16 protein-coding genes are annotated in these 16,694 nt (G+C 72.6%); 14 read left to right on the top strand and 2 right to left on the bottom strand.

Annotation, left to right across the window (positions count from 1 at the left end; all coding sequences use genetic code 11):
* Nucleotides 1-509 precede the first annotated feature (509 nt).
* Nucleotides 510-2,966: a hypothetical protein gene (locus LUU90_RS14005; protein WP_275004037.1), complete on the top strand. Its 2,457-nt coding sequence runs from the start codon at nt 510-512 to the stop codon at nt 2,964-2,966.
* Between the two features lie 215 nt (nt 2,967-3,181).
* Here LUU90_RS14005 and LUU90_RS14000 read toward each other — a convergent pair whose 3' ends face one another.
* On the bottom strand, nt 3,182-3,520 hold the full coding sequence (locus LUU90_RS14000; protein ID WP_275004036.1) for a DUF192 domain-containing protein: 339 nt from the start codon (nt 3,518-3,520) through the stop codon (nt 3,182-3,184).
* A 183-nt stretch (nt 3,521-3,703) separates the two neighbouring features.
* Here LUU90_RS14000 and LUU90_RS13995 point away from each other — a divergent pair, with 183 nt between their 5' ends.
* Genes LUU90_RS13995 through LUU90_RS13940 form a run of 12 tightly spaced genes read left to right on the top strand, consistent with a single transcriptional unit; the run spans nt 3,704 to nt 15,010 of the window.
* On the top strand, nt 3,704-4,549 hold the full coding sequence (locus LUU90_RS13995) for a hypothetical protein (RefSeq protein ID WP_275004035.1): 846 nt from the start codon (nt 3,704-3,706) through the stop codon (nt 4,547-4,549).
* Nucleotides 4,546-5,250, top strand: coding sequence for a Flp pilus assembly protein CpaB (gene cpaB, locus LUU90_RS13990; RefSeq protein WP_275004034.1), 705 nt, complete (start codon nt 4,546-4,548; stop codon nt 5,248-5,250). Before LUU90_RS13995 ends, cpaB begins: the two co-directional genes overlap by 4 nt.
* 2 nt (nt 5,251-5,252) lie before the next feature.
* Nucleotides 5,253-6,866, top strand: coding sequence for a hypothetical protein (locus tag LUU90_RS13985; protein WP_275004033.1), 1,614 nt, complete (start codon nt 5,253-5,255; stop codon nt 6,864-6,866).
* A gap of 1 nt (nt 6,867) precedes the next feature.
* Nucleotides 6,868-7,224 carry a TadE/TadG family type IV pilus assembly protein gene (locus LUU90_RS13980; RefSeq protein WP_275004032.1) on the top strand — a complete coding sequence of 119 codons (357 nt, stop codon included), beginning with the start codon at nt 6,868-6,870 and terminating at the stop codon, nt 7,222-7,224.
* 18 nt (nt 7,225-7,242) lie between these two features.
* Complete coding sequence (locus tag LUU90_RS13975) at nt 7,243-8,571, top strand: CpaF family protein (protein WP_275004031.1); 1,329 nt, start codon at nt 7,243-7,245, stop codon at nt 8,569-8,571.
* A complete protein-coding gene (locus LUU90_RS13970; protein ID WP_275004030.1) occupies nt 8,568-9,491 on the top strand; it encodes a type II secretion system F family protein in 924 nt (307 codons plus the stop codon). The genes LUU90_RS13975 and LUU90_RS13970 overlap by 4 nt, the downstream gene beginning before the upstream one ends.
* A gap of 1 nt (nt 9,492) precedes the next feature.
* The gene (locus LUU90_RS13965; protein ID WP_275004029.1) at nt 9,493-10,374 is read left to right on the top strand and encodes a type II secretion system F family protein; all 882 of its coding nucleotides are present in this window, start codon (nt 9,493-9,495) and stop codon (nt 10,372-10,374) included.
* Nucleotides 10,361-11,680: a sensor histidine kinase gene (locus LUU90_RS13960; RefSeq protein WP_275004028.1), complete on the top strand. Its 1,320-nt coding sequence runs from the start codon at nt 10,361-10,363 to the stop codon at nt 11,678-11,680. The genes LUU90_RS13965 and LUU90_RS13960 overlap by 14 nt, the downstream gene beginning before the upstream one ends.
* Entirely contained in the window at nt 11,680-12,363 is a 684-nt protein-coding gene (locus LUU90_RS13955) for a response regulator (RefSeq protein WP_275004027.1), read from the top strand. The genes LUU90_RS13960 and LUU90_RS13955 overlap by 1 nt, the downstream gene beginning before the upstream one ends.
* Nucleotides 12,364-12,373: 10 nt before the next feature.
* Nucleotides 12,374-12,682 (top strand): hypothetical protein, encoded by a 309-nt coding sequence (locus LUU90_RS13950; protein ID WP_275004026.1) that lies wholly within the window; start codon nt 12,374-12,376, stop codon nt 12,680-12,682.
* 37 nt (nt 12,683-12,719) lie between these two features.
* Nucleotides 12,720-14,261 (top strand): OmpA family protein, encoded by a 1,542-nt coding sequence (locus LUU90_RS13945; protein ID WP_275004025.1) that lies wholly within the window; start codon nt 12,720-12,722, stop codon nt 14,259-14,261.
* Between the two features lie 2 nt (nt 14,262-14,263).
* Nucleotides 14,264-15,010 (top strand): pilus assembly protein TadG-related protein, encoded by a 747-nt coding sequence (locus LUU90_RS13940; protein WP_275004024.1) that lies wholly within the window; start codon nt 14,264-14,266, stop codon nt 15,008-15,010.
* Nucleotides 15,011-15,046: 36 nt separating this feature from the next.
* On the opposite strand, the gene LUU90_RS13935 is transcribed toward LUU90_RS13940, so the two are convergent.
* Nucleotides 15,047-16,087: an alpha/beta fold hydrolase gene (locus LUU90_RS13935; RefSeq protein WP_275004023.1), complete on the bottom strand. Its 1,041-nt coding sequence runs from the start codon at nt 16,085-16,087 to the stop codon at nt 15,047-15,049.
* Between the two features lie 98 nt (nt 16,088-16,185).
* Between LUU90_RS13935 and LUU90_RS13930 the strand changes: the two genes are divergently transcribed.
* The gene (locus tag LUU90_RS13930; protein ID WP_275004022.1) at nt 16,186-16,659 is read left to right on the top strand and encodes a MerR family transcriptional regulator; all 474 of its coding nucleotides are present in this window, start codon (nt 16,186-16,188) and stop codon (nt 16,657-16,659) included.
* Nucleotides 16,660-16,694 lie beyond the last annotated feature (35 nt).

Below are 16,694 nucleotides of genomic sequence, written 5' to 3'. Positions count from 1 at the left end.
GTGGACACGATGCGGACCATCTTCTCCAGCGCTCGGCTGGTGGCTTCCTCGGCGTCGATCCCGGGGACGCGGGCAGCGACCGAACGCACGACGTTGGGCCGATGCACGACCCAGTCGTCGGCGTCCTGGCCCCCGATGGTGGTCACGCGGCCCTCCCTCCCTCTGTTGCGCACGCTTGCGTGCTTTCCTTCTGGAGATCACCCGAAGAGCCGTGGCCAGGAGACGTGGCCGTCCGGGCATAAAGGACATAGGCATCTATTGCCCGCGCGGCATTTATCCGGATTGCCCCTGAATGCAATCCTGTGCGCCTGACACGGCGTGCTCAGCATACGAAAGAGCGGTACGTGCTCCCACTCTCAGCGCGAGGAGGTGGCCCGGGCTCGCCCGTGATATTGCGCGGGACGCCGGCGCAGGCGGGTCCGAACAGGTCCGAGGGCCCACTCGCCTTGGGTGCACAGTTGGGTCGCTGGGCCGTCGTGGCCTGCGGCGTCGCTCTCTAGGTTGGCTGGGTGACCAGCATCGACCCCCGGACCCGCCGTCGCGGCACGTTGACGCCGCGCTCTGCCCGGCCGCGCCGTGACGGCGAGGCCGGGCAGGCGATGACCGAGTACGTGGCCGTCATCGGTCTGCTCCTGCTCGTGGTCGGCGTCGTGTTCGCCGCGGCGACGCCGGTCGCGGCGGACGTCAGGGACCAGCTGCTGTGCGCGGTCGACCCCATCATCAAGGAGGAGGGGGCGATGCCCTGCGGCGAGGTGGTTGGCGCGCCCGACGGCCCCGGTGGTGGCGACACGCCGGGTGACGGGTTCAGCCCGCCGTCGGGCGACTGCAAGACCGACGTCACCTTCGACGTGGTGGACAACCCCGACTCGGACTCGGACACCTCCGTGGTGCAGATCAACTGCGTCTGGTACCCCGGCCCGACCAACTGCTTCACGGAGAACCTGCCTGAGGGCCACGCCGAGCGTGGTGCCGGCAACCAGGTGTACCGGGGGAGCGAGATCCAGGACTTCGTCGACTGCGTGCTCGACGGCCGCGGCGGGCCGAAGGACGACCCGAACGACAAGAGCTGCGCCAACGCCATGCCGACCAGCGGGGAGTTCGACGAGGACGCACCGCCCAAGGTGCAGGTGGGCTGCCGCGAGCTGCCCGTGCCCAAGGGCTGCGAGAAGGAGTGGAAGGCCTACGAGGACGCCGCGCCCGGCAAGGAGCGCGCGGCCCGCTCGGGCGAGCTGGCCAACTGCATCACCACGCGCTACACCAGCATGGAGCCGCCGTGCGTGGTTGAGGCGACTGGTCACGTGGAGAGCGAGAACATCCAGTTCCTCTTCTTCCGATGGGGCAACAACAACGGCACCCTGATCGAGAAGCTCGGCGACGGGCGCATCCGCATCCACGTCCTGCGCGGTGTCGAGATGGGGGCCGGGGTCAGCGGGAGCGACGTGGGCGGCACGCCCGTGGCGTTCGACATCGCCGGCATCACGGGCTACTCGAAGGACAAGACCTACGAGTTCACGGACATGCAGAAGGCCCAGGACTGGATCGACTGGTACAAGAAGTACGACGACGTCAACGGCAAGATGAACAGCTGCTCCGGAGCGATGCAGCAGTGGACCGGCGGCTGTGGCAAGAACCCCTACTTTGAGCAGGCCGAGGAGCTCCGGGGCCAGGAGCCCGAGCACCACGAGCTGGCCGAGGCCGACAGCGACATCAGGAAGGTGAAGCTCAAGGGCGGTCTGAAATGGGGTCCGCAGACCGGCGCTACCTCGCTGAAGGGGCAGGTCGAGGGCGGCTACGAGGGCGAGGTCCAGATCGAGGACAGGCGGTGGTCCGACGGCAGCCGGCAGGCGACCTACACGTCGTCGGACATCGGCGGGTTCCTGATCGGCGCCGAGCTGTCCGGCAAGCAGCCGTTCACCAAGAACAGCAACGGCGCGGGCAAGGGTAAGGGGCAGGTCGGCGCCGAGTGGAGGGGCACCACCAGCACCTCGGTGCTGTGGAACAAGGACGGCGAGCTGTCCCGCCTCATCATCGCCATGGACGACCAGGTGCTGAAGACCCTCTACAAGGCCGGCGTCGACGTCGACGTCGTGCTGCCCTACGGCTTCAAGCTCACCGGCGGGTACAGCAACCAGGGGGAGGAGGGCACGGCCTCCAGGCGCGAGCTGATCATCGACTTCAACCAGTACCCGGAGCTTCGCGAAAAGCTCGGCTCCAAGATCGACCGGATGTTCCCCCGCGACCGCGAGGGCAACCTCATCAAGGGTGACGTCGAGATCAACGGCGAGGACGAGGCGGGCGGCGAGCTGTACGAGGTCGCCGAGGACTACGCCAACGTCCGCGAGCTCACCTATGACGTGGACCGGGTCACCGCGAGCGGCGGGGCCGGCCTCAAGTGGCAGGGCCTGGACCTGTTCAAGGTCGACTGGACGACGGTCGACGAGAACCGCACGCTGTCGGAGTCGTCGTTCGAGGTGACCGACGTCGACGGCAACAGGCAGACCACGTCCCCCGCTCCGCAGTGCCGGGCGAAGGACTTCAAGATGCCCGACGGCTACTACAGCAACTCCTTCTCCGACCCGCCCACCAGCCGCGTCGACTCCCGGCATGACACCGGTGCGCAGTACGTGGACAACGAGTCGCCGATGTACACCGAGGGCACCTACCCCGGCACCGACTACGGCGGCGACGTGCCCGGCGACCGTGCCGAGCGGGTGCGCTCCCTGCTGGACGAGTACGGCAAGGCGTTCCCTGACAAGAACATCCTGGTCGTCAAGGACTTCGAGAAGTTCTCCTTCAGCAACCTGTTCGGGTTCGTGCACCTGGCCACCGTCGACGGCATGGACGTGATCGCCATGAACTCCGGCACGGTCAAGAACAAGGGCGACGGCGGCTGGATCAACTGGGGCTTCAGCGGCAGCTACGACTACGACCCCGAGACCAAGGTCGTGAAGTTCAAGCAGAAGTGAGGTGCGGGCGCCGCACAGCGGACGAGATGATGCGGCGATGGGCCCGGGGGCCTACCCGTTCTGGGCGCACAGTTGGGTCGCCGGACCGTCGTGACCTGCGGTTCTGCTCCCTAGGTTGGCCTGGTGACCAGTCCCGGGGCCCGCAGTCGCCGTAGCGCCGCGTCGCCGCGGCGACGCGGGGCGCGGCGACGGGGTGCCATGACCCGGCCGGCGCGCTACTCCTGGACCAGGGCGACCTGGCTGTCCGGCCGCAGCCCCCAGCGGGCGAAGCTCCCGGCCGGCGCCTCCAGCACCTGGGCGACCCCTCTGCGGGGCGCGGTCATGCCCCACGGGCGCAGCACCTGCGTGTGCACGACCCGCAGGTCCGCGGAGAGCAGGGCGACGTCGAGCGGTACCCGCATCCACGCGCCGTGCACCGATGTGCACGGCCGCAGCAGCAGGGCCTCCGGCAGCACGCGTCGGAACAGCAGCCCGCGCGCTCGGGTGAGGACGGTGTCGGCGACGACGGCCTCGGCGACGGGACGTTCGTCCACCACGAGCCTGACCTGCTGCACGGTGATGCTCCCCTCGGTGGTGGCTACCGGCCTGGAAACGAGTTTCACCCGCCTTGGTGAACGGCTTGGGAACTCTTCCCCAAGCCATGGCCAATATGAGGTGATTTGCGCCATTCGGGTGTGAGGATCGCGGCAGCGAGTTGCTCGTGGCTGCTTTCGGGCCGTTCGAGGAGAGGAACGTCTTTGCAGGTCATCGCGATCGGTGGGCCGGAGGGTGTGCACCCGGCCGTACATCGGACGGACCGCGCGCTGGGTGCAGTCGTCGACGCCGTGGCCGAGCTCCCGGCCGACGACGTGGTGCTCGCCACGCGGGACGAGCAGGCCCGGAAGGTCGCCCGGGCCGCCCGCCTGGTGCTCGGGGCGGAACGGGTGGGGGTGCTGCACGTCGACGCCCCCTGCACGGCGTGGGCCGTGATGCTGGCGGGCATCTCGGCGTCGGGCCTGACCGCGTCGTCCGCCCGCGCGGTGGCCGACGAGGTGCTCGCCCGCACCACGACGCGAGCCCTCGTGTCGAGCGTCGCCTCGCTGCACCGCCCCGCGCCCACCTTCCGCCAGCACGCGGGCAGCTACCTGCCCGGAACGGCGTTCGTGGTCGACGTCGGCAGGGGCACGGTCAGCCGGTTCCGCGGGAGCTTCGGGGTGCCGGACGGCGGCGACACGCTCGTCGTCGCCCGCTCCGCCCGGCCAGTGGTGCGGGTGGAGGACGGCGAGCTGCTGCCCCGTACGCCGGACACCCAGCTGACCGGCGTCGGAGACGGCTGGCCCGCGGCGCGCTGGCTGGAAGCGTCGACGATCGACGGCTCGCTGGGCGCGGCGGTCACGACCGCCCTGTCCCGCTCGTACCTGTGGGGCGCGTGCGACGCCTGCGGCCGCGCCGTCACCGCGGCCTGCATCTTCTGCGACATCGGGGAGCGCCGTCCCCGAGCGGTGCGAACCGACCGGGGCGACCTGTCCCGTGCGGGACGGCCCGCCATCCAGCCCGACACCCTGCCCGACACCCAGCCCGACCCCCAGGGAGCGATCAGTTGAACCCGCGTCAGCGCCGGGGAGTGTTCTTCCTCGTCGTCACCTCGATCCTCGCGGTCGCCGTCTTCGTCGGCGTCCTCTCCTACGTCAGGACCGTGAGCTCCCAGGTGGGGCCCATGGTGACCGTGCTCCAGCTCAACCGGTCGGTGGATGCCCTGGAGTCCATCGACGGGTCCATGCTGGACCGGGTGACGGTCCCGGAGCGCTGGGTGCCGCGGAGCGCGTTGCGGGACGTGGCGGACGTCGACGACCTGGTGGCGGCGACCGACTACGAGAAGGGCTCGTTGCTGCAGGACGGCATGCTGGTCGAGCGGCCGGGCGTGCAACCAGGGTTCCGCGAGGTGGCGATCATCGTGGACGCCGAGACGGGCGTGGCCGGCAAGGTGGCGCCCGGCGACCACGTCGACATCATCGCCACCATGGGTGGCACCGGTGACGTGAAGCCGGTCTCCCGGGTGTGGGTCTCGAACGTGCTGGTCCTCGAGGTCGGCCTGCCGCGGACGCTGGAGGACCCGGACGACCTGTCCACCAGCAGCGGCCTGCCGGTGACGTTCGCGCTGAGCACCGAGGACGCGCTGACGCTCGCGTACGTCGAGTCCTTCTCGGTGAAGCTGCGCCTCGCCCTGCGGGGTGCGGGTGACGAGGACATGCTCCCGGCCGAGCAGCGCGTCTACGACGGATCGACCCCGAAGGGACAGGGCTGAGCATGGCGACCAAGGTGCTGCTCGCGACGCCGTCGCTCGAGGTCAGGGACCACCTCGGCCACGTGTTCGCCGAGTCCGACGACTTCGAGCTCGCCGCGGCGGTGTCCGACGGCGCGGGCGTGCTGACCGCGCTGGACCGGCAGCCGGACATCGGGATCGTGGTCGTCGACGAGGCCGCCGACGACGGGCACGGGCACGCGGTGGCCCGCGCCGTCGGTCTGGCCACGCCGCTCACCGGCATCGTCATGGTCGTGGACGCCCATGGCCCGGCCGAGATGAGCCGGGCCATGGCCGCCGCGATGGAGGTCGGGGCGCGCTCGGTGATCGCCCGGAACGCGGGGCTGGAGGAGGTGCTGACCCGCCTCGAGGCCGTGGCGTCGTGGTCCGCCATGGCCCGCGCCTCGATCGCCGCGGAGCGCAACGGCGGCCGCAGTGGCCAGGTCGTGGCGATCGCCGGGGCGAAGGGCGGCGTCGGCACGTCGGTGCTGGCCCTGCTGCTCGCCCGGGCGGGGCGCGCCGGCGACACCGTGCTCGTGGACCTCGACCTCGGCGCGGGCGACCTCACCGCCTACACGGGGGTCCGTACCCGCCGCTCGGTGGTGGACCTCGCCGCGGTGGAGGGCGAGATCACCGGGCGCATGCTGCGGGAGACCACGTACGAGGTGCCCGGAGGCCTGCGGCTGCTGCCCGCCCCGAGCGAGGGCGAGCGCGGCGAGGAGATGACGGCGGCGGCGGCCAGGTCCGTCGTGAGCGCCCTGCGGTTCGAGTCCGGCCTCGCGGTGATCGACGTGGGCACCCACCTGGACGAGCCGCGGGCCACGGCCCTGGAGTTCGCGGACCGGGTGCTGCTGGTCACCACGCCGGACCTCCCGGCGCTGCGGGCCGCACGCCGCAGCCTGGCGCAGTGGGACAGGCTGGCGATCCGGCGCCCGTCGGCGGTGGAGCTGGTGCTCAACCGCCGCACCTCGCGCGACGAGGTGACGCCCGCGCTGGTGGAGCGGATCGTGGAGCGCCCGGTCGCGTTCACCGTGCCCGACGGCGGTCCCGCGTTCTCCGGCGCGGTCAACACCGCGACGCTGCTGGAGACGCCGACCGCCGTGCACACGGCGGTGGCCAAGGTCGGCGTCGCCGCGCTCCGGACGGAGCAGAGCTCCACCCAGGCGGGCGGTGCTGACGGTCCCACGGAAGTGGAGTCTCTGGTCACCGGGTCGTCCCGCCGGAAGGGCCGGCGCAAGGGCGCTGACCCCGAGGCGGGCCAGTCCACCGTCGAGCTGCCCGTGGTGATCTTGCTGGTGCTCATGGCGCTCATGCTCTGCGTGCAGGGCATCGGGTGGGCGTCAGGCCTGCTGGCGGCACGGGCCGCGGCGCAGGAGGGCGCGCGGACGGTCGGGGTCATGGGGTACTACGACGACGGCGGCCGGCCCCGCGACGGCGTCGTCGACCAAGTGCGGGACGACGTGCGCGAGCGCCTGCCGGACGCCTTCCGTTCCGCCGTCGCCCCGTCCGACATCGAGGTGTCGCCCGAGACCGTGAGCGTGCGGGTGACGGTCTCGACGATCCTGCCCGGCGTCGACCTGTCGGCGTCCTCCTCGGCCGTCGTGTTCCGGGAGGGTTGAGGTGCCCGGGCAGTCCCGCCGTGAGTGCGGGCAGGCGTCCGTCGAGCTGGTCGGCCTGGTGTTCGCGATGCTGCTCGTGGCGCTCCTGGCGATCCAGGGCATCACCGTGGCGCAGACCGCGTCGATCGCGCAGGAGGCTGCCCGCAACGGGGCCCGCGCCCTGAGCCTGGGCCAGGACTGGGAGGCGGCCGTGGAGCTGACGATCCCCGACGGGCTGAACCTGGTGGACAAGACCCCCGACGTCGACGACGGGACCGCACGCGTGCGGGTCGAGGTGTCGGCGCCGCTGGGCCTCGCGGGCATGGAGATCGTCGACGTCGCACTGACCCGGACCGCCGCGTTCCCGGTGGAGGACTGATCTTGGTGGAGGACCGACATGGCGCTACGTGACCGGCTGGCCGCCGACCAGCGGCACGACGAGGACAACGACCTCGCGAAGGTGTACCGCGAGCGGCTGCTGGAAGAGATCGACGTCGACGAGCTCGCCCGGCTCTCGCCGTCCCAGCGGCGCGTGCGGCTGGAGCGGGTCCTGTCCCGGATCCTCTCCGTCGACGGACCTGTGCTGTCGGCGCGCGAGCGCAGCGCGCTGGTGCAGCGGATCACCGACGACGCACTCGGGCTGGGTGTGCTGGAACCGCTGCTCGCCGACGAGTCCGTCACCGAGATCATGGTGAACGGGCCGCAGGACGTGTTCGTCGAGCGCTACGGCAAGGTCGAGCGGGTCCACGCGCGGTTCGCGTCCGTCGAGCAGCTGTACCAGACGATCGACCGCATCGTCTCGCAGGTCAACCGCCGCGTGGACGAGTCCTCGCCGATGGTGGACGCGCGGCTGCCCAGCGGCGAGCGCGTGAACGTGATCATCCCGCCGCTGGCCCTGGACGGGCCCACCCTGACGATCCGCCGGTTCCCGACGCCGTTCCGGATGGGCGAGCTGGTGGACCGCGGCACGCTGGACCTGACCACGGCGAGCCTGCTGGGCGCGTGCGTGCGGGCGCGGCTGAACATCGTGGTGTCCGGCGGGACGGGCTCCGGCAAGACGACGTTCCTGAACGCGCTGTCCGGCCTCATCCCGGACCACGAGCGGATCGTCACGATCGAGGACGCCGCCGAGCTGTCCCTCCAGCAGGGGCACGTGGTGCGGCTGGAGTCCCGTCCGGCGAACGTGGAGGGCCGGGGCGCCGTCGCCATTCGTGACCTGGTGCGCAACGCGCTGCGCATGCGCCCCGACCGCATCATCGTGGGCGAGGTACGCGGCGGCGAGACGCTGGACATGCTGCAGGCGATGAACACCGGCCACGACGGCTCGGTGGCCACCGTGCACGCGAACACGGCGCGGGACGCGCTGGGCCGGCTGGAGACGCTCGCGTCGATGAGCGAGCTCGACCTGCCCGCGGCGACCCTGCGCGACCAGATCAACTCGGCGATCGACCTGGTGGTGCACCTGGAGCGGGCGCAGGACGGGTCCCGCCGGGTCACCGAGGTGCAGGCGGTCACCTCGCAGCGGCGCGAGGAGTACGCGCTGACCCCGCTGATGGAGTTCGTCCCCGACCTCATCGGCCCCGACCGCTCCGTGACGGGCCGGTTCGTCGCCGCCGCCCCGCCGCCGGAGCTGCTGGACCGGCTGCACCGGGCGGGCGAGACGGCACCCACGGTGGCCTCGGCCCCGATGGCCGTGCCGGACGAGACCAGTGGTGAGGTCAGATGACGTTCCTGCTCATCGCGTTCGGCCTGCTCCTGACCCTGCTGATGGCCGCCGCCACGGTGGCGACCATGGTCAGCAACGCCGAGACCGAACGCCGCATGGTCGAGACCGCCGACCTGGACCAGCCGCCCGGCGTGCCCGTCTTCGCCCGGCTCGACGAACGGCTGGTCCGCGTCCGGTGGGGGCAGCGCCTCGTGGCGCTCCTGGCCGGGGCCGGCCTGCCGGCATGGTCGCCCTCCCTGTTCCTCAGCGGGTCGTGCGCCGCGGCGGTCGCGGCGGGTCTGGTCGTCCTGCCGCTCTTCGGCTGGGCGACGGCGGCGCTCGCGGTGCTGATCGTTGCGGTGGGCGCCCGGCGCTGGCTGGACCGACGGCGCAAGCAGCGCGTGGACAGGTTCGTGGCGCAGCTGCCGGAGCTGGCCCGGCTGCTGGCCAACGGCGCGTCGGCGGGCCTCGCGGTGCGCCGGTCGCTGGAGATGGCGGCGGAGGAGATGACCGAGCCCGCGGCGTCCGAGGTGGCACAGATCGGCGCCGAGATGGCGGTGGGCCGGTCCCTCCAGGACGCCCTGGCGAGCCTCACCGAACGGCTGCCCTCCCGGGAGCTGTCGGTGCTGGTGCAGACCCTGGCGATCCAAGGGCGCTCGGGTGGTGAGCTGGTGACGGCCCTGGCGGGGATCGGGCAGACGCTGGAGGAGCGGCGGCGGCTGCGGCGGGAGGTGGTGACGTCGACGATGGGGGCCCAGTTCTCGGGGTACACGGTGATCTTCCTGGCGTTCGGCGCGGTGGCGCTGATGAACGCCTTCAGCCCCGGCGTGGTGGACGAGATGATCACCAACTTCGCCGGCCAGGTGGTCCTGCTCGTCGCGACCGGGCTGTTCACCATCGGGTACCTGCTGGTCCGCCGGCTGTCGAGGGTGGAGGTGTGACGTGCTGGAGCTGCTGATCGCGGCGGGCGCCGCGCTGCTGGCGGTGCTGGGGATGGTCGCCGGGCGGCTGCTGACCAGCACCGGCCTGGAGGACGTCGAGGCGGAGTACGCGCCGGAGGAGGAGCCGCGGCAGCGCGGGTTCGTCGCCGTGCTCGACAGCGTGGGCGCGCCGCTGCTCCCGCTGGCGGTGCGGCTGCACGGGCGGCAGCGGCTGCAGCGGCTCGACACCGTCATCCGCCGCGCGGGTCGTCCCGAGGGCGTCACCCTGACGATGTTCGTGCGGCGCGAGGCAGGGCTCGTGGTGTTCGGCGTGGTCTTCGGACTGCTGTTCACGCTGCAGGACCTCTGGACGGTCGGCGTGCCGATGGCCGTGGTGCTGTGCGGGTGGATGCGCCTGTGGCTGTACACCGAGGCCGGCAAGCGGCGGCGGCAGATCGACGCCGAGCTGCCCGACTTCCTCGACGTGCTCGCCGTGACCGTGACGGCCGGGCTGGGCTTCCGCCAGGCCCTGGAGCGGGTGTGCGAGTTCCACGGCGGTGCGCTGGCCGCCGAGATGCGCACCGCGCTGCAGGAGATGAACGTCGGCGCGTCCCGGCGGCAGACCTTCGTGGCGCTGCGCGAGCGCAGCCGGTCCGCCGCGGTCGGCACGTTCGTGACGGCGCTGCTGCAGGCCGAGGAGCTCGGCGTGCCGCTGGCGGACGCCCTGACGGGCATCGCGTCGGACGTGCGCCGCGAGCACGCCGAGAACGTGCGTCAGCGTGCGGCGCGCGCGGTGCCCATGGTGTCGCTCGCGGTGACGATGACGATCCTGCCGGGTGCGCTGATCCTGATCGTGTCGGCTGTGCTCGTCGCGAACGCGGGGGTGCTCGGTGGGCTTTTCTGAGCGGCTGAGCCCGCCCCGCGCGATGGACGCGCTGACGCAGCGCGCCATCGGGCCCGCGGTGCGTCTGCTGTGCCAGGTTCGGCTGGTGATCCTGGCGTTCGCGCTGGTGCTGGCCCTGCTCGACGGCGCGGGCTGGCTCGGCGTGTTCCTGGTGGTGCTCGCGGCGCCGTTCTCGTTCGTGCCCGCGCTGAACTGGGACACCCGGGGCCGGTTCTACGCCCGCAACGGGATCCTGCTGGCGGGCGACACCGCCGTCGCCGTGATCGCGCTGCTGCCGCTGGCCGGGTCGCCGCTCATGGCGGTGTACGCCGCTGCCACCGCCGCACTGTGGGGCCTGTTCGCCGGCCTGCGGCTCGCGCTCCTGATGGCGGTGCCCCTGTGCCTGTACCAGCTCACCGCGTACAGCGACGGCTGGCGCGGCCTGATCACCGGCGCGGCCGGTGCGGCGCTCACCGTCATCATGGCCTGGACCGGCACCCACCTGGGCCGCCGGCTGCGCCGCCAGGCCGTCCAGTCGGCCCAGCTCGCGGCCGCCCGCGCCGACCAGGCCGCCCTGGCCGAACGGCTGAGCCTGGCCCGCGACCTGCACGACACGGTGGCGGGCGACCTGGCGGGGCTCGCCCTGGCCACGCGCGGTCTGGCCGACCGGCTGGAACGGGAGGGCGCGGCGCCGGGCACGGTCGGGCTGGCGCGCGACCTGGGCGCCGCCGTCCGGACGACGCACGACCACACCCGCCGCGCCCTCGGCGAGCTGCGCGACGACCCCGACGGTGTGGCGGCCCTGGTGACCGAGGTCGCCCGGCGGTGGACCGAGCGCACGGGGATCCCTACCGCCGTCGACATCGCTCCCGAGGTCGACCGGGTGGCCGGAGGGGGCCGTGCCCGGCACGTCCGGGCCATGGTGACCGAGCTGCTGGAGAACGTGCGCAAGCACGCGCACGCCTCCCGGGTGGGGCTGGTCGTGTCGGCGGCGGACGACATCGTCGAGCTGGTGGTCTCCGACGACGGCACGGGGCTCGGTCCCGCGGTGCCCGGCAGCGGCCGGTACGGGATGCGTGGCGTCCGCGAACGCGCGGAGCTGTGCGGCGGCGAGGCCACGTGGACCCCAGGACCGGACGGCGGGACCACCGTCCGGGTCGTGCTGCCCACGGAGCCGTCCGGCGAGGCCGCGCGGGAGCGGCGCGGCGTACGCGGTGGTGGGACCGCCGCCGCGCCATCGGACCAGGCCGGGCTCGCCCGCCGGGCGCGGCCCCCCGGAAGGGCACGGACCGAGGGCCGCCGCGCGACGACAGCTGAGGTGGCCTGATGCGGATACTCGCCGTGGACGACAACCCCATCATCCGGATGGGTCTGAGGACGCTGCTGGACGGGACACCTGGTGTCACGTCCGTGATCGACACGGGCGACCCCGACGAGGCGGTGGCGTGCGTGTGCGCCGGCCAGGTCGACGTCGTGCTGCTGGACGTCCGGATGCCCCGCATGAGCGGGCTGGAGCTGCTGCCCCGGCTGTCCGGCGCCACGGTCGTGATGCTGACCCACACCGACGACCCGGCGACCGTGTCCGAGGCGATGGCCGCCGGCGCGGCCGGCTACCTCGTGCACGGTGCGCTGGAGCCGGCGGCGATGGTCGACGCCATCCGGCTCTGCCGGAACGGTAGCCAGGTCGTCTCCGGGGTCGCCGTGGCCCCCGCCGTGCGCGACCGGGGACCGTCCGTGCGCGAGCTCCTGTCGCGGCGCGAGGCCGAGGTGATGGACCTCGTGGCCGAGGGCCTCTCGAACGGCGAGGTCGCGGCGCGGTTGTTCATCTCCGAGAAGACCGTGAAGAACCACGTGAACAGCCTCTTCGCCAAGCTCGGCGTGACCACGCGGAGCCAGGCCATCGTGCGCTGGCTCCACGGGGGCCCGGACCACGGTAGTGCCAAGGGCCCAGGCGGAAAGGGGCCTGCACCGGGTCCCCGCGCCCTGGGACCGGCCACCCCGGCTCCGTAGGTTTGCAGGCGTGGTCGAGGTCCGCAGGGCCCACGGCCGGCACCCGGACACCAACGTGGAGGTCACCATGAACAAGCTGATGCACAAGGCAGTCGCGGCCAGGACCGCGCTCGTGGACACCGTCGAGCGTGCGGCACGTCAGGCACACGACGACGAGCGCGGACAGGGCACCGTGGAGTACGTCGGCGCCGTCCTGCTGGTGGTCGCCGTCGTCGGTATCGTCATCGCCGCCGCGAGCGACGTCGGCGACGCGATCGTCACGCAGCTCACCGAGGCCGTCAACGACATCGCCGGCGCAGGTGGTGGCGGCGGCGAGTAAGGGCCACGGCCCACCTGAACCACGACGGAGGAACTGGATGCGTCAGGCACACCGGGCGGCGCTCGCCGTCGGTCTCGTCGGCCTGCTGGCCGGCTGCGGGCTCACCGGGCCCGACCGGACCGACGCGGTGACGTCGTCCCCGCCCGACGCGTCGGCATCTTCCACCTCGTCCGGAGGCACCACGCCTCCGGACGAGGTCGTCTCCGTGGAGCGGGAGTGGCACGAGGCGCGGGTGCGCTTCGACCTGCGCCCGGTCGAGGTCGACGGCGACCTGGCCGTGCTGCGGTACGAGTTCACCGCGGAGCCGGCCGGCGACGACCCGCTGCGCTTCTCGACGGTCACGCTCAGCCTGGGCGGGCTCGGCAACTCGGTCACCGACGGTCGCGGCGTCCGTCTCGTCGACACCGCCGCCGGCGTCGTGCACCCCGTGGCGACGGCGGACGACGGCTCCGCCGCCGCGCTGATCGAGCAGGTCGGGCGCGGGTCCGGTGACGAGACGCTGCGCGGCTCCGCCGTCGCCGTCTTCGCGGCGCCGGCCGGTGACTCGGTGGACGTGCTGCTGCCCGGGTACGGCGTCGTCACGCTGCCCGTCGCCGCGGCAGGTGACGACTTCGCCGACGCCGTCGAGCAGGTCGGCGGTGTCGAGCAGGCGTCGACGAAGCCGCTGCGCGCCTTCACCCAGGGGTACGACGCCTCCTCGGCGACGTCCGCCGAGGAGGAGGACGTGACCGTCACGCTGGCCTCCGACGTGCTGTTCGCGAGCGACGAGCACACGATGTCGCGCGCCGCGCGGGGCGTGGTCGAACGGGCCGCCGCGTCGATCGTCGAGCAGGCCGACGCCGGCGAGGTGCACGTCGTGGGGCACACCGACGACGTCGACACCGACGCGTACAACCAGGCCCTGTCCGAGCGCCGGGCCCGGTCCGTCGCCGAGCGCCTGCGCGCCGATCTGGGCGACGGGTTCACGGTGACCGAGGAGGGTCGCGGCGAGTCGGAGCCCGTCGCGGAGGGGAGGAGCGACGAGGCGCGGGCCGCCAACCGGCGCGTCGAGATCCACTTCGAGGGGCACCTCGTGGTCGAGTCCGAGGCCGGGGACGATCTCCCGGGGACCGACGCCCCGACGGCGCGGAACGCCGCCGTCACCATCGCGACGGACCGCGGTGAGTACACGGTCGAGGTCGAGTCCATGGTGCGTCGCCCCGGGGCGATCGTCGGCACGCTCGTCGCGGAGCGGGCCACGGGCACCGCCGTCGACCCGGCCTGGTTCCTCCCCGCCCACCTCAACCTGTTCGGCGACCGGAAGTTCGGCACCCTGGCTGAGGTGGCCGGGCCGCACAACCTCTCCCTGCTCGCCCCGCAGGAGCGGGTGCTGCCGTTCGACTACGTGGCCGAGAAGAGGTCGGGCGGGTTCGTGCTGCGCCGGCTGGCCGGGGACGAGGAGATCCAGACCCTGGACCGGGGCCAGTCGACGGCGATCACCGTGGTGTGGCCGGACACCGGGCAGGACACCGTGACCGTCGACGGACCGGACCGGTTCCGCATCACCGACGTGCCCGTCACCGACCAGGCGGGGGAGTGACCATGACACGCCGACCGGCCGAGACTCACCGACCGGCCGAGACGCGGCCGACGGCCGACGACCGGGAGCGCGGCTCGATGCACGTGATGACGATCCCGATCGCCGTCGGCATGCTGTCCGTCGCGGTGCTGGTCGTCACGATGCTGGGCTCGGCGACCAACGACCGCCGCCAGGCCGGGACGGCCGCCGACGCCGCGGCGCTCGCCGCCGCCCAGGAGTGGAACGAGCACCTGGGCGTGCTGCACGGGCTGCACCTCGGGATCTCCGAGCCGGAGGGGTTCTGGGGGATCGCCGAGCAGGCCCTGCTCGGCCCGGACCTCCAGGAGGAGATGAACGAGGCGGCCCGGGCGTACGCCGAGCGCAACGGGGCGGAGCTGCTGGGGGAGGTCGCCATCGATCCGGAACTTCTTCAGGTGACCGCCCAGGTGCGGCACGACGAGAGCGTGCCGGGCACCGAGATCCGCTCGGAGGCGACGGCGACGGCGGGCATCACGCTGCGCGGTGGGCTGTGCCTGGGCGTCGACGGCCTGGGCTGGCTGATCGACGGGCTGTGCCGTACCGAGCCGGAGCCGGAGGACCCGCGGGACGGTGGCGTGCCGGGCGGCGAGGAGGGCGGCGAGGACCCCGGCAGCGATCCGGGAGAGGGCGAGGACGGGGGCGAGGACGGGGAGGACGACGAGGACGACGAGCCAGCCTGGACGCCGCCCGACGTCGACGGTTACTCCAGCGCCGTCGTGCTGGTGGACTGACGCCCCGGCGCGCTGCCGCTCGTCACTCGTCACTCGTCACTCGTCGAGGAATCGCAGCAGCTCCGTGGTGACGAACTCGGGATTCTCCTCGACGAGCCAGTGCCCGGCGTGCGGTACGTCCACGGCCCGCACGATGTTGGTCATGCGTGGCGCGGCCGTGCCCCGGATCGCGTCGATCTGGCCCTCGGCGGACATGAGCAGGGTCGGGGCGTCCACCGGGTCCGCCGCCGTGGTGTCGAGCACGTCCTGGTCCAGGGCTCGGTAGAGCTCGAAGCCGCCGGCCAGGGCGTCGGGCCTGCTGTACGTCCGCGCGTACTCGTCGACCTCGGCGTCGGTGAACGGGGTGCGGTCCGAGGTGCCCCCGAACGCCGTCCCGCCGAACGCGACCTGGGGGTAGAACAGCTCCAGGTACTCGCGGACGTCGTCACCGACCAGCGTCTCGGGGACCTCTGGCTGCGAGTGGAGGGCGATGTGCCAGCTCAGCGAGCGATAGGTGGGCGCGTCCAGGGCGGGTCCTGGGAGCGGCAGGTCGAGGTAGCCGAGGCGTGCGGTGTCCTCGGGGAACTGGGCGGCGTACTGGAACGCCACGGCCGCGCCCAGATCGTGCCCGACGACCTGGGCGTCGTGCACCCCGAGCCGGCCGGCGACCAGGCCGTGCACGTATCGTGCGAGCGTCGCCTTGTCGTACCCGTCGGGAATCCCGGTGCTGTCTCCCAGCCCGGGCAGGTCGACGGCGTAGACCGTGTGCCGCTCGGCGAGCTCCGGCATGATCGACCACCAGCTGAACCAGGTCTGCGGCCAGCCGTGGAGCAGGACCACCGGCGTGCCGCTCCCGCCGGTCACGTAGTGCATCCGGACGCCGTCGACGGTCGCGAACTCGTGCCGGAATCCGTCCTGGAACTCGGGATCGTCCTGCGTCGCGGCGGCATGCGCCGGAGGGTCGTCGGCGTACGAGGCGTCGGCTTGCGGAGTGCAGGCGGCGAGCCCGACGGCCAGGAGCAGGGAAAGCGTGGCGGCCGCCACAGCGGCTGGACGTCGGGCAGCGTGGCGTGCGGCGCGTGCTGGTGCGGAGGTCATGGGATTCCTGTCCTGGCGAGGTGGTGTCGGCGCCCGGTCGTGGCGTCCGGCCCCGTAAGGCCTTGCGGGCAGGGCCCAGCCTGTGACTTCATGTCGACATGAAGTCAACCCTCGTGCCCGGAGACCAGTCGGCCTGGTCGGTCGGCGACCTCGCCGCGCGGTTCGGCCTGGAGACGCATGTGCTGCGCCACTGGGAGGCCATGGGCCTGCTCAGCCCGGCCCGCGACGGCGCCGGCCGCCGCCGGTACGACGCCGACGACGCCTTCCGTGTCGCCACGATCATGCGCAGCAAGGCGGCGGGCATGAGCCTGGAGCAGATCCGGGTGCTGCTCGACGGGGGCGCGTACGACCGGCACGTGATCCTCGAGGCGCACATCGCGGACCTGGAGCGGCGCATGGCCGAGATGGAGCTGTCCCGCGAGATGACGCGCCATGCGCTCGAGTGCCGCGCCCACGACATCACCGCCTGCCCGGGCTTCCGCTCGCACGTCCAGGACATCGTCGACGGGAAGCCTGCTCAGGGGGCGGTCCTGGCGGAAGCGCTGCGCAGCGGCCACAGGCAGCCGTTCTGAGCGTGGGATCCACCGGACGCAGCTGCTCGGCGGAA

Source organism: Promicromonospora iranensis, from assembly GCF_028994775.1.
Taxonomy (GTDB): Bacteria; Actinomycetota; Actinomycetes; order Actinomycetales; family Cellulomonadaceae; genus Promicromonospora; species Promicromonospora iranensis_A.
The sequence above is the reverse complement of the archived record's forward strand: the minus strand, read 5'-3'. Positions and strand labels throughout refer to the sequence as shown.